Genomic DNA, 13,742 nt, shown 5'->3' with positions numbered 1-13,742 from the left:
TTCTTTTTACGAGAAGAATTGGAAAATATCAATGAATATAACTTGGTATACCGGCAGAGTCGGTATGATGAACTGACAGGATTGGGTAACTATCGCTCGATGCTGGATTACGCAGAAAAAGAATTTTCTGCATCCACGACGGGAGTGATTTGTGTAGTTGATATGGATCATTTTAAACGGGTCAACGATCAGTGGGGCCACGAAAGTGGAAACCGGGCTTTAAAAATTTTTGCTGATTACTTGTTGACTTCCTGGCACCAAGTTTTTGAAGGCGAGGCACGAGTATTTCGCTATGGTGGAGAAGAATTTTGTATTCTAATCAAAGATATTGATGACAGTGAGTTTGATAAGGTAATTCAAAAGATTCGCTATTATCAATATCAATTTATGCAACTGCCAATTTATATCCAGCGTGATCACATGGTGTCGCTGACATTTTCGGTTGGGGTAGCGCGGTGGCATAAAGGCGACGATCTTAAATCTGCCTTTGAACGGGCAGACGAGGCCTTATATGTCGCTAAGAATAGTGGTCGGAGCCAAGTGTGGGTCTACTCTGACATTGTAGGAAAAATAAAGAATGACAATCTAGAAAGGAAAGCGGAATGAAAAAGATTTATAGCAGAATTTTCGCTGCCATTGTAATGTTGGGAATGATAGGGTTAACTACCACTCCGGTTCAGGCAGCGCGCTGGGGTGAAGAGCGTTATAAAAATGAGGGCGCTTGGCAAGCATATATCGGTGATTTCACTCCACATGAGGACGATGTTATCCATATTGGAAAAGACCACTTTAAAGATTGGCAGTCATATCCAGCTGATACATGGAAAAAGCGGTGGGACAATTATAATATTCGTGAGGCACGCTTTACGGTTGATGACCGCAATATCTATGGGTATGTTGCCATGAATCCTAAAAATATAACTAATGCCTGGAGTGACCTGATCATGAGTGGCTATGAGATTAAGGTTAATGGCAAGTTAGTTGCAGAAATTAGAATAGCTGATCCGGATATTAGAAAAGCGGCGTTAAACAATAGTATGTTTGAACAATCATACCTAAAGCCAGGACAAGGGACTTACGTCAATATTGAAGTGGTCGATTCAAGTTGGAAACATGGTTACTATCGGAATTATGTGACGCATGCTGGTTACATGTACAAGGATGAGCACAACAACATGATGATGGAGTTTGCGGTCCCATTTGCAGCAATTGGATACGATGGGGTTGATCCTACACCATCAACGCTATGGAACTTTAACCAACCTGGAGCTTTGAATGATGGTAAGGGAATTACCTATGAAGGGACTAGTACCGGATGGATTGTACCGGTACTCAGTGCGGTCATCTTCGTTGGAATTGGTTTGGGAATAGTGAAATGGCGGAGGACACGGCAACCAGAATGCAGCTAGCTACTATTACTGGGTTAGAAAGGACACTAAAGTGCAAAAACTTTATCAAAAAATACTTATTACTGTATTGGTGATGTGTGCGACATGGTTGTTTACCCTCCCAGTACATGCCCAAGTATGGGGGTATCCGTATAAAAATGTTCAGGATACATACGTGGATGATTTTACTCCCAATGATGACGACGCCATCACCATTGGTGGTGGGTTCCGCGAGTGGGCCGATTATCCGGCCGCTGATTGGTCATTAGATAGTGACTTATACCATGAGGCGCGGTTTACAGTGGATGATCGGAATATCTATGGGTTTATCACGTTAGACTCACGTCATATTAGTGGGGGCTGGAAGAATCCGATGGGGGAAGGTTATCGGATCAAAGTCAATGGTAAAGATGTTGCAGAAGTTGTCTTAACAGACTTGAATCTCAATAAGGCAGTGCATAGTGATCAGCCCTTCAATCCTAACCGTTTAAAACGCGGGGAAGGAACCTACGTTAACGTAAAAGTGATCGATACTTCTCATGGATATTACTATCGTAATTTTGTAGCTTATGGGGGCTATGTTTACAAAGGGCGGTATGAAACTTATATGGAATTTGCAGTGCCGTTTGCTGCCTTGGGACGAGAGGGAGTGGATAGTAGTCCATCAACAACATGGAATTTTAACCGAACAGATAGTGATGGCCCGGGGATTACCTATGAAGGCACCAGTACCGGCTGGTTAGTTCCCGTAGTTTGTGCAGTTATTTTAGTAATGATCGGGTTTATCGTACTGAATAAACGCAAGAGGAGTAGGATAAGTGAGAAATAAGGAATGGTGGCCCTGGATGGGGCGAGCAATTACAGGGATTTTCTCCGTGATGTTAGCGGTAAGTCTGTATTTTGCTTTGACTTCAGAAAACCTATTGTTGCAAGCAGAAAGTACAACATGGCTAACTTTAGTAGGATTAGCCGTACTGGCAAGTTTGGGAGCAATGTTATTGACGGATAATAGGGTCCGGCGCCAACTGATCTGGCTGATCAAAAACAGTGGCTGGTGGGGAATCAGCGTCAGTGCCGCAATTGTTATCCTAGTTCAGGTTAGCCTCGTGTCGGCTACACATCCTGCAATTGGTTTTGATGCAGGCATGGTCCATCGGGCCTTGCTCCACCCAACTGATGTTGATGTTCGGGGATATTTTAGCCAAAACTATAACAACATTCCCCTGGTATTGCTACAACATATGTTAGGACAATGGTTACATAGTAATAGCTGGCTAACAATGGACTGGTTAACCCTCATTGCAGTTGATAGTGCAGCGTTGATCAATTTACTTACTGCGCGTCTTTTAGGAGAACAGTATGTCCGCACCTTATGGTTTATCCAAGCACTAGGATTATTAATCTTCCCAATGATTATCGTCCCATATACTGACACGTGGGTTTTACCAGCAGTGGCAAGCGGCTTGTTGGGAACAGCGATGCTTCTTAGTAAGAATAGGCCTTGGTGGCTGCGGATCCTTGGGGCAGTGGTGACAGGTGTTGCTACCGTTGCTGCGGGAATCTTAAAACCATCAGCAATTATTCCGATGGTGGCAATTGTTGCCTTGGCAGCTGCTAGCGGTCTGCGTTATTTTAAGTGGCGGAAGCTGATGATTGGTGCTGGTTTAGCGCTTATTTTGGCCACTAGTAGTAGCTTGACCTATGTCGGCTTGCAAGGAGCCGTCAAGCAGCAACACTTTTTGGCGGTTAATCCAGCACTCAAGATCCCGGCAATTCATTTCATCAATATGGGGATGTCCGGGCGTGATGGTAGTTACAACCCAGATGATGCGCTCAAGATGGCAGAACTACCCGCTAAAAAAGATAAGATAGTCTATTCACAAAAAATGATTAAAAAGAGACTCAAAGAGCGGGGGATTGGCGGGTACGCAACTTTTCTGGTGCGTAAGCAAGGTTACAACATGGAAGCAGGCTCCTTTGGTTGGTTAGGCGAAGGAACATTCATGCACGTAGGGCAACCGGACCGGGGCTGGCGATGGATTTATCAGACCCTCTTATATCCGACAGGCGCTAACACTAAGCTCTTTTTCTTTGTAAGCCAACTAGTGTGGATCGGGATGTTGAGTGTTACATTATGTGGGTGGCAGCGTCGTGACTTCTGGGCCAACGCTTTACGGTTGGCTCTAATTGGCGCCTGGCTATTCCTCTTGATTTTTGAAGGGGGACGGAGTCGCTATATGATTCAGTTCCTGCCAGCAATGCTATTGTTAACCACAATTACGTGGGAGCAGGCAGTGCAAGTGATCACACGGGCTTTGATTAATATTGGTTTTAAACAAGAGAAAGGAGCGGTTATCCAGCAATGATTACAGGAACAATAATCTTGGGAACAATTATCTGGCTATACGCGCTCTCAGTTCTGCATCGGGCCCATTTAGATGCTATTCATTTCTGGGTCGGCAGTGTCGGACTCTTTATTATTCTGGCATTTGTTTGTCGGGCGTACTTTGTCTGGCTCCTATCTGCACTAGTGACAGAAGTGACCGGTTGGTGGGGGCACTTAACAGGGATTTATACGAGTTCGTACCTTCATAACTTGATCAGCATCAAGAATAATCACGGCTTGGTACTACTGTTTGTTGACTATGAATGTTCAGGGATCATTGAGACGTTAGCTTATCTCAGTTTGTTGTGGTTCTATCCGTTTTATCGGGGAATGGCCAAAGTTAAATGGACAGTCCTGGGTGTTGGTTGGATTTTTATTGCCAATGTTTTTCGCTTATCGTTGATCGCAACGATTCTTTATTACACTGGTAACGGCAGTTTCTTCTGGGTCCATACAGTCTTTGGGCGTATTTTGTTCTATGTGATGGTAATTGGATTGTATTACCATGTATTTACACGGTCACAGTTGGGGCAAGCCGGTCACCAACAATTTCAAATGAGGGAGGAAACTAATGGTTAAGCAAACAATGTTACAGATGGGCTTTTGGACTGCATGGTTAGTTATCCCGGCCTTGTTTGAATTAATTCCGGCTGCAGTTGCATGGTGGCGGAATCGGCGGACGTTGCGCCGAGAAAGAAAAACGCCTATGCCAGGACGGATGCCGGAACTGACGGTAATTATGCCAGTATATAATTCAGCGGATACTTTGTTTGCTGCGATTGCGTCGGTTGCCAATTCAACGTATCCGAACGAATTGGTTACAGTTATCTGTGCCAACAATATGAGTACAGATAACAGTTTTGCAGTGTTTCAGGAAGCACAAAGCACATTTCCTAAGTTACGGCTGCAGTGGCTTTCAATGCAACAAGGAAAAGCCCGCGCTTTAAACTCGGCTATCTATAATAGTTTAGGTGACTATGTAATCACAATGGATAGCGACGGAACATTGGAACCTAGAGCATTGATGAATATGGTACTAAACTTTATTGCCCATCCAGATGTGCAAGCACAAACGGGGACAATTTTGAGTAACCGAAATTTGATCGCACAACAGCCAAAACACCGGTTACTGCACCTAAATGAATATATGGAATATGCCATTACGTTCCTGGCGGGGCGGACGATTGAATCACAAGATGATGAAATTTTCACAATGTCTGGAGCTTTCTCAGCATTTCGACGGTCAGCGCTTATGCAGTCACGATTGTATAACGTTGATACCGTGGGTGAAGATACTGATATGACTTTCCAGATTAGATATTATCTGCAAGGAAAGATTCGTCTCTGTCCGGATGCAGTATTTTACGTTGAACCGGTCTCTGGCTGGGACCAACTATATGTGCAAAGGCAGCGGTGGCAGCGCGGGGAGATCGAAGTTATTCGCGCCTTTTTGGCACAGCATATTAGTCTAAAGGAGCTCTGGTCAAATTTCATTGTGCGCCGGCTGATTGTTGATCATACAGTAAACTTTTTGAAAATTGTTTGGCTCTTCGCCATCTTTATTTTGGTACCATTCGGTTATTCAGCAGCGATGATTGCATTGTCATTTGTGGCAATGTATTTGCTGTATCTGTTTATTGGAATATTAAACTGGAGCAATGTGCTAGTATATTTGAAGTTTGATCGGGACGAGCAACGTTATTGTCGACGTCATGGTTGGATCTTATTAACTTTGCCATTCTACAATGTGATTGTCAGTTTCTTCCGGGGAATTGGGGTGATCAATACCTCCTTCCGTCAAGCAAGCTGGCGCACTACCGATATGACAACTGAACGGCACGAAGTATGGCAAGTGATCAAGGACGATTGGCACCGTCTTTGGCATAGTAAGGAAGGGGAGAAAAATTAATGAAGAAAACATATGGTTACCGATTGCGGACGTATCTCAATGCTACTCATGCAATGCGGTGGGAAAACAGTGATGGAGCTACCCATCCGCACACGTGGGAAATTATCTGTAAGGTACGGCAAAACAACGATGATGAATTTCTACGTTTTAATGAAATCGAAGCAGCAATTCAAGAAGTCGTTACCCCACTTCAAGGACGGTTACTGAATAATGTAGCTCCCTTTACAGAAATCAACCCATCACTGGAGAATCTAGGTGATTATTTCTTTGATGAAATTGATGCGCACCTGCAAAAGTTAGATTGTTACTTGGAGCAATTAGAGATTGGGGAGTCACCGACACGATTCTTCCGCGTAACGCGAGGTGAACAATGAGCGTAGCAGAGGTAAAAGACTTGATCTTATATTGTCAACCCATCTACCGTGTGACTGGAGTTGATCAGGCACAGGTAGTAGATTACGAGTTGCTACTACGGCAAGCCAACGGGCAGGCGGTAGCAGTTGAACAGTTAAACCACTGGATGAGTGTTACTGAGCGCCGCAAGCAGATGCGCGCGTGGGTAATCAGCGAACTGGAGACTTTTTTTGATGCGCATCCGGAAATTATTCTAAATCTTAATATTGATCCATGGCAGTTTATTTATCCGGATAGCTGGGATTATTTGAACGAGTTACAACGTTTGAACAAGCAGCTGCATCTGGAGATCACAGAACGCAATTCTACCGGGACAAAATTACCGCATTTTACAGATCTGCTAGATAATTTAAAGCAGCGGGAATTTGTGGTGAGTTTGGATGATGTAGGTTCAGGGTATAACAGTTTACAGACTGTTTTGAATAACTCGCAGTACCTTGATCGGATCAAGTTTTCCCTCTTGATTTTTGGTCAAAAAGATCATTCTAGTGAAGTATTATTTGCTCAAGCATGGCAAGACTTAGCTTGTCGGCGGGGCCTAGAAATGGTAGTTGAAGGGGTCGAATGCCCGTGTTTGGTAGAGGAATTAATTCAGTGCCATTGTCAGCTACAACAGGGTTTTTATTGGCAAAAGCCCCTGCCACTGCGAGCAATTACAAGCAAGATACATAGTTAGTTAGGTCGATTTTTGTCCCTTGTTCACCCCATGGGGCATAAGGCTTTGACCCAAATATTACATTTTTGCGAAAATAACAAAAAAGGCTTGCAATTGAGAGCAGATTAGTTTATTTTTTAAGCAATCAAAAATAAAAAAATCAAATAAACCTCTGATTTTTCTTGGCGGGAGGACTGCTCTATGAACATCAATGCAAGTGCATTTTGCAACTTTAAGATTGAAGCGGCATTCTCTAAGAGTGTCAGCGAACTAAATTCGACTATCATGGGCGTCAGCTTTGATAGTCACGCCAGTTTTTTGGAAGCACGCGATATGATCCGGGATAATATTTTCCGTGGTGTATACCCATCGTATGAAGATGTGGTCGCATTAGAGAAGAAATTAGATCACCATGACAACCTAGCAGTCGTTGTGGATCATCGTGTCGCATTAAGTGTCTAAAGAAAACGAGTAAAACCGTGAAAAGAGTCGTGTTGAAAAACACGGCTCTTTTTGTATGCACTAACGGAGAATTAAATTCTAAAAATAATATCAAAAACGAAATAAACGCCCTATGAGCGTTTTAAATCTATATCTAGTATGACTACATTAAAAGTAGTTAAAAAGCGTCCAAGGCTTTCTAATCACTCTAAAAATTGTTTTTTACGTTAAAAAAAGGTATAATTTAGAAGTGAAAATCTGCTGAAAAAGGGAGGAATTACGGTGAAAGAAATTCAATTACAAACTGAATATATTACGCTGGGACAGTTGTTAAAGATCGCTGGTGTGATTCAAACCGGTGGCCAAGCTAAGTGGTTTTTACAAGAACATGCAGCAGCAATCACCGTGAATGGGGTGACAGAAAACCGACGGGGTAAAAAGTTATATCCTGCCGATGTCGTTGTGATCGCAGATGTTGGTGAATTTAAGTTAGTTGCTGCTTAACGGAGATCATAGGTTATGTATTTGAAAAATATCGACCTACGACATTTCCGCAACTATGAGAAATTGACGCTGGCATTTTCACCCCGGATCAATGTCCTCTTAGGGCGTAATGCTCAGGGCAAGACCAACCTGTTAGAGGCGATTTATTTTTTGGCAATGACCAAGAGTCACCGCACTAGCAATGACCATGAATTACTTCAGTTTAAGGCCCACCATGGACAAGTCAAAGGTGAGGTCCAGCGGGAACAAGGTCCAGTGAAGCTCCAACTAGACTTAAGTGCTCAAGGAAAAAAAGCGTTGATCAATCATATCGAACAAGCACGTTTATCGCAGTATGTAGGCCAGATGAACGTGATTTTATTTGCTCCAGAAGACCTCGATTTGGTAAAAGGAGCGCCTAGTGTGCGCCGCCGCTTTATTGATATGGAGTTTGGACAGATTGATCCCCAGTACCTGTATGCCCTTACCAAATACCATGCCGTTCTCAAGCAACGGAACCAGTATTTGAAGCTGTTAGCCCATAAGGAAGCACATGATCGGCTGTATCTGGACGTATTATCTGAGCAGTTGGCGGAGTGGGGAAGTCAAGTAATAGTGATGCGCCAGCGTTTTATAACCAAGTTGGAACACTACGCACAAGAGGTACATGAGCAAATAAGTCAGCATAATGAAAAACTAACATTTGATTACAAATGTTCTGTGAAAGATTTTTCAGATATGAGTGTAACTGAATTGAAAGAAAAAATGGTAGCTGAATACCATGACTTACAGACGAATGAACTCAAGCGGGGAGTAACATTGCTAGGTCCGCACCGTGACGATTTGCGGTTTTTGGTCAATGGTCAAAGCGTTCATACATATGGCTCACAGGGACAGCAACGGACGACGGCACTAGCAGTCAAGCTGGCTGAGATTGATGTGATGAAAGATCAGACGGGAGAATACCCCCTACTACTTTTGGATGACGTTCTCTCAGAATTAGATGGGCAAAGACAAACCCATTTATTGAAGGCGATCCAAGATCGCGTGCAGACATTTTTAACAACACCTGATATGTCGAGTATTGCCAAGAAGTTGATCAAGCAACCACGTGTTTTACGGATTGAAGATGGGCAAGTAACAGTCGAAGAGGAAGGGCAAAAAGTTGAGTTGACGGCCGCTCAACAAGCGCGAGTAGCACGGAAAAATCAACGTGATGCGGAATTAAATGCCTTTTTGGGATTGGACGCTCAGGGCAAGACTCAGCCAACGTTACCAACACAAGTTTTTTATCCAACAAAAAATAAACATTAATTACAAAGATAAGCGATAGCGCAAGACGCTGGTTTTAATTTAAGGAGGAATTAGAGTGACCGAAGAGGAGAAAAAAGAAGCCCTTATTCAAAAAGAAAAAGCGGCTGAAGCATATGATGCGAGTCAAATTCAAGTCCTCAAAGGGTTAGAGGCGGTTAGAAAACGGCCGGGAATGTATATTGGTTCTACCAGCTCGCAGGGGTTGCACCACCTCGTTTGGGAAATTATTGATAACGGGATCGATGAAGCCTTAGCGGGGTTTGCAACGGAAATCAATGTAACTGTTGAAAAAGATAACAGTATTACCGTAATCGATGACGGGCGGGGAATTCCAGTCGATATCCAAAAAACTACGGGCAAACCAGCCGTTGAAACAGTCTTCACTGTTCTCCATGCCGGCGGGAAATTCGGCGGTGGCGGTTATAAAGTTTCCGGAGGACTCCACGGGGTGGGGGCTTCGGTAGTTAATGCCTTATCAACTGAACTGGATGTTGAAGTTAAACGAGAAGGCGATACTAATATTTATGCGATGTCCTTTGACCTAGGAAAGGTTAAGGAGCCAATGCATGTTATTGGTCAGTGCGGTGTTCATGAGCATGGGACTCGGGTTCACTTCAAACCAGATCCGGATGTATTCAAGGAAACTACTACGTATGATATCAAGATTTTAACGACACGGATTCGAGAATTAGCCTTCTTGAATAAGGGGTTACGCTTGACGATTGACGATCAACGTTTAGCAGAACCGACGCATGAAGAATTTCACTATGCTGGTGGGATTAAGCATTATGTAGAGTACCTCAACGAAGGAAAAGAAGCATTATTTGCTGAACCGATTTATGTTGAAGGGGAACAAGACGGAATCACGGTTGAAGTCGCCCTCCAATACACTGATGACTATCATTCTCAACTTTTGTCCTTTACTAATAACATTCATACGTATGAAGGTGGGACACATGAAGCGGGCTTCAAGACGGCATTAACCCGGGTAATTAACGACTATGCTCGTAAAGCTAAATTGCTCAAAGAAAACGAAGACAACCTTTCCGGTGAAGATGTTCGTGAAGGGTTGACAGCTGTTGTATCGATCAAACACCCTGATCCGCAGTTTGAAGGGCAGACAAAGACTAAGTTGGGGAATTCAGATGCGCGTAAAGTGACTGATCACATGTTTGCTGAAACATTCTCTAAATTCTTGCTGGAAAACCCTGATGTTGCTAAGCGAATCGTTGAAAAGGGGACTATTGCAGCCAAGGCGCGTGTAGCTGCTAAGCGGGCACGCGAAGTGACGCGGAAGAAGAATGGGTTAGAGATCTCCAACTTACCAGGAAAGTTGGCTGACAATACCAGCAAAGATCCGGAAATCTCAGAATTGTTTATCGTCGAGGGGGATTCAGCTGGGGGTTCCGCTAAGCAAGGGCGGTCGCGGTTGACACAAGCAATCTTGCCAATTAGGGGGAAGATTTTGAACGTCGAAAAAGCTAGCATGGACCGTATTTTAGCTAACGAAGAAATTCGTTCCCTCTTTACTGCCTTAGGGACAGGCTTTGGGAAAGACTTTGACGTTGAAAAAGCTAATTATCACAAGTTGATTATCATGACGGATGCCGATGTTGACGGGGCCCACATTCGGACGTTGCTGTTGACATTATTCTATCGGTACATGCGGCCAATGATTGAAAAAGGTTACGTGTATATTGCCCAACCACCACTGTATCAAGTGCGGCAGGGAAAGATGATCCAATATATCGATTCAGATGAAGAATTGGAAGACGTACTTGGACAACTACCACCTAGTCCGAAGCCAGTTATTCAGCGGTACAAAGGTTTAGGGGAAATGGATGCGGAACAGTTATGGGAAACAACTATGGATCCTGACAACCGCCGGTTACTGCGGGTTGATCTCTCTAATGCGGAAGAGGCTAATAGCGTCTTTGAGATGTTAATGGGGGACGATGTTCGACCACGGCGGCAATTTATTGAAGACAACGCAACCTTTGTTGAAAACCTGGATATTTAATATTTCCTGGGAAATAAGTTACAAAAATATGCGATTTAGGAGGACAAAAACGTGGTAGAAGTACCTAAACGAATAAAAGATGTTGACCTTTCACACGTTATGCGGACCTCATTTCTAGACTACGCCATGAGTGTTATCGTGGCTCGGGCTTTGCCCGATGTTCGGGATGGGTTAAAACCTGTGCACCGGCGAATCCTATATGGAATGCATGAATTGGGGGTAACACCGGATAAACCTTACAAGAAATCAGCCCGGATTGTTGGGGATGTTATGGGGAAGTTCCACCCCCACGGGGACTCAGCTATTTATGAATCTATGGTGCGTATGGCACAAGACTTCTCATACCGTTACCTGTTAGTTGATGGGCACGGGAACTTTGGCTCGGTTGACGGTGATGGCGCTGCAGCCATGCGGTATACTGAGTCGCGGATGTCTAAAATTGCGCTGGAAATGTTACGTGATATTAATAAAGACACGATAGATTTTCAGCCCAACTATGATGGAACTGAGCGGGAACCAGTCGTTTTGCCATCGCGTTTCCCTAACTTGCTAGTTAATGGGGCAACGGGGATTGCGGTCGGGATGACGACTAATATTCCTCCGCATAACTTGGCTGAAGTAATTTCAGGGTTACACGTTTTGATGAATAATCCGGATGCTACTACGGCTGACTTGATGGAAGCAATTCCAGGTCCAGACTTCCCAACTGGTGGGATCGTTATGGGTAAATCAGGGATTAGAAAAGCCTATGAAACTGGACGTGGGACAGTAACGTTGCGGGCTAAAGTTGATATTGAAGAAGAAAAGAATGGTAAGCAGACAATTGTTGTCCACGAATTACCATATATGGTTAATAAGGCCAAACTGATTGAACGGATTGCTGAATTAGCACGGGAAAAGAAGATCGAAGGCATTACCGATATTCGGGATGAATCTGACCGTGAAGGAATGCGGATCATCATTAAAGTGCGGCGCGATTATAGCGCATCAGTAGTCTTGAATAATTTGTACAAGTTAACCTTGATGCAAACGGGCTTCACTTTCAACATGCTTGCAATCGTTAATGGAACGCCAAAGATTCTAAGCTTGAAGGAAATCTTACAACATTATCTCAAGCATCAAGAAGAAGTTATTCGGCGGCGGACTGAATTTGACCTCAAGAAGGCTAAAGCACGGGCCCACATTTTAGAGGGGTTACGGATTGCGTTAGACCATATTGATGCAATTATCAATATCATCCGTAATTCTGAAAGTGGTGAAATTGCCAAGGACCGACTGATGAATGAATATAGTTTATCAGCCAAGCAAGCCCAAGCCATTTTAGATATGCGCCTAGTGCGGTTGACAGGTTTGGAACGGGACAAGGTAGAAAATGAGTACGACAAGACTATGAAGGCAATTGCTGACTATGAAGATATCTTGGCGCACGAATCGCGGATTCACAACATTATCTATCAAGAACTGTTGCAAATTCAGGAGAAGTTCGGAGACGAGCGGCGAACAGAATTGATGGTTGGCGAAGTTACTTCTTTAGAGGACGAAGACCTAATTGAGGAAGAAAACGTGGTAATCACTGTGACCCATAATGGGTATGTCAAGCGGATGCCAACCAGCGAATTTAAGGCGCAAAATCGTGGCGGACGTGGAATTCAAGGAATGAATGTCCATGATGATGACTTTATTGAACACCTGATCACTGCTTCAACCCATGATGTATTGTTATTCTTTACTAATGTTGGTAAAGTTTACCGGATGAAAGGATACGAAATTCCTGAATATGGGCGCGCAGCAAAGGGAATTCCAATTATCAACTTGCTGGATATTGATTCTGAAGAAAAGATCCAAGCGGTAATTAAAGTAACAGCAGAGCAACATCAACAGGATCAAGATGCAGCGCACTATCTTTTCTTTACCACGCTTCACGGGCGTGTCAAGCGGACGGCAGTGGAAGAGTTTGCTAATGTACGCCGTAACGGCTTGAAAGCAATCAATCTGCGTGATGGTGACGAGTTGATCAAAGTGGTAATTACTGATGGTAAGCAGAACATTATCATCGGGACCCACAATGGTTATGCCGTCAGCTTTGCGGAAGCCGATGTCCGGTCGATGGGACGGACTGCTAGTGGTGTGCTGGGGGTTCGTTTACGGGATGATGATTATGTCATTGGTTCTGCTATTCTCGATCCTAAGAGCAATGTGCTGGTTGTATCTGAAAAAGGTTATGGCAAGCAGACACCGGCATCTGAATATGGCATTAAAAATCGTGGTGTTATGGGGGTCAAGACCTTAAACATTACCGACAAGAATGGTGCGTTAGCTGGATTAACTACGGTAAAGGGCGACGAAGATATTCTGGTTATCACTACTGGCGGAGTAATGATCCGCTTTAAAGTGGCAGATGTTTCCCAAACGGGACGGGCAACTCTTGGTGTTCGGTTGATGAAACTTGATGATGATGCACAAGTTTCAACAATGACCAAAGTTGAACCAGAAGAAGATGAAGAATTAGCAGAAGTTAGCCAACCAGAAGCAACACCTGCAACACCGTATCAAACGGTAACGGGTGACAAAGAACGTGACTTGGAACGGTTATTAGATCGGGCAGAAAAGCCAACTGATGCAGAATAATTACAAGCAAAAAAGAGCTAGAAATTGAATTTTCTAGCTCTTTTTTGTCGTCTTCACTAAATAAGGTACTCAATTATTTATATGATATGTTTAATTGCATATTT

General features: G+C 43.7%; 13 protein-coding genes. All 13 read left to right on the top strand.

Translation table 11 applies throughout. The features are described from left to right. Positions 1–18: 18 nt before the first annotated feature. Positions 19–606, top strand: coding sequence for a GGDEF domain-containing protein (locus tag G541_RS0101195; protein ID WP_027826211.1), 588 nt, complete (start codon positions 19–21; stop codon positions 604–606). Beyond that, the gene (locus tag G541_RS09100; RefSeq protein ID WP_009552641.1) at positions 603–1,409 is read left to right on the top strand and encodes a Firmicu-CTERM sorting domain-containing protein; all 807 of its coding nucleotides are present in this window, start codon (positions 603–605) and stop codon (positions 1,407–1,409) included. Before G541_RS0101195 ends, G541_RS09100 begins: the two co-directional genes overlap by 4 nt. Before the next feature lie 31 nt (positions 1,410–1,440). Beyond that, on the top strand, positions 1,441–2,217 hold the full coding sequence (locus G541_RS09095; RefSeq protein ID WP_056941535.1) for a Firmicu-CTERM sorting domain-containing protein: 777 nt from the start codon (positions 1,441–1,443) through the stop codon (positions 2,215–2,217). Further along, positions 2,207–3,754 (top strand): TIGR03766 family XrtG-associated glycosyltransferase, encoded by a 1,548-nt coding sequence (locus G541_RS0101180; protein WP_027826210.1) that lies wholly within the window; start codon positions 2,207–2,209, stop codon positions 3,752–3,754. The genes G541_RS09095 and G541_RS0101180 overlap by 11 nt, the downstream gene beginning before the upstream one ends. Then, positions 3,751–4,353: an exosortase family protein XrtG gene (gene xrtG / locus G541_RS0101175; protein WP_009552647.1), complete on the top strand. Its 603-nt coding sequence runs from the start codon at positions 3,751–3,753 to the stop codon at positions 4,351–4,353. The genes G541_RS0101180 and xrtG overlap by 4 nt, the downstream gene beginning before the upstream one ends. Then, positions 4,346–5,683: a TIGR03111 family XrtG-associated glycosyltransferase gene (locus G541_RS0101170; RefSeq protein WP_027826209.1), complete on the top strand. Its 1,338-nt coding sequence runs from the start codon at positions 4,346–4,348 to the stop codon at positions 5,681–5,683. The genes xrtG and G541_RS0101170 overlap by 8 nt, the downstream gene beginning before the upstream one ends. Then, positions 5,683–6,057, top strand: a complete 375-nt coding sequence (locus G541_RS0101165; protein ID WP_009552651.1) for a 6-carboxytetrahydropterin synthase — start codon at positions 5,683–5,685, stop codon at positions 6,055–6,057. The genes G541_RS0101170 and G541_RS0101165 overlap by 1 nt, the downstream gene beginning before the upstream one ends. Beyond that, complete coding sequence (locus G541_RS0101160) at positions 6,054–6,773, top strand: EAL domain-containing protein (protein WP_027826208.1); 720 nt, start codon at positions 6,054–6,056, stop codon at positions 6,771–6,773. Before G541_RS0101165 ends, G541_RS0101160 begins: the two co-directional genes overlap by 4 nt. Positions 6,774–6,953: 180 nt before the next feature. Continuing rightward, a complete protein-coding gene (locus G541_RS0101155) occupies positions 6,954–7,214 on the top strand; it encodes a hypothetical protein (protein ID WP_009552655.1) in 261 nt (86 codons plus the stop codon). Between the two features lie 261 nt (positions 7,215–7,475). Continuing rightward, positions 7,476–7,697, top strand: coding sequence for a S4 domain-containing protein YaaA (gene yaaA, locus G541_RS0101150; RefSeq protein ID WP_027826207.1), 222 nt, complete (start codon positions 7,476–7,478; stop codon positions 7,695–7,697). A 15-nt stretch (positions 7,698–7,712) separates the two neighbouring features. Beyond that, positions 7,713–8,990 (top strand): DNA replication/repair protein RecF, encoded by a 1,278-nt coding sequence (gene recF, locus G541_RS0101145; RefSeq protein ID WP_027826206.1) that lies wholly within the window; start codon positions 7,713–7,715, stop codon positions 8,988–8,990. A 55-nt stretch (positions 8,991–9,045) separates the two neighbouring features. After that, positions 9,046–11,010 (top strand): DNA topoisomerase (ATP-hydrolyzing) subunit B, encoded by a 1,965-nt coding sequence (gene gyrB, locus G541_RS0101140; RefSeq protein WP_009552661.1) that lies wholly within the window; start codon positions 9,046–9,048, stop codon positions 11,008–11,010. 51 nt (positions 11,011–11,061) lie between these two features. Beyond that, positions 11,062–13,638 (top strand): DNA gyrase subunit A, encoded by a 2,577-nt coding sequence (gene gyrA / locus G541_RS0101135; protein WP_027826205.1) that lies wholly within the window; start codon positions 11,062–11,064, stop codon positions 13,636–13,638. Positions 13,639–13,742: the final 104 nt, after the last annotated feature.

The sequence above is a fragment of the Ligilactobacillus saerimneri DSM 16049 genome, from assembly GCF_000423265.1.
GTDB classification, from domain to species: Bacteria; Bacillota; Bacilli; order Lactobacillales; family Lactobacillaceae; genus Ligilactobacillus; species Ligilactobacillus saerimneri.
This window is presented reverse-complemented; position numbering and strand designations above follow the sequence as displayed.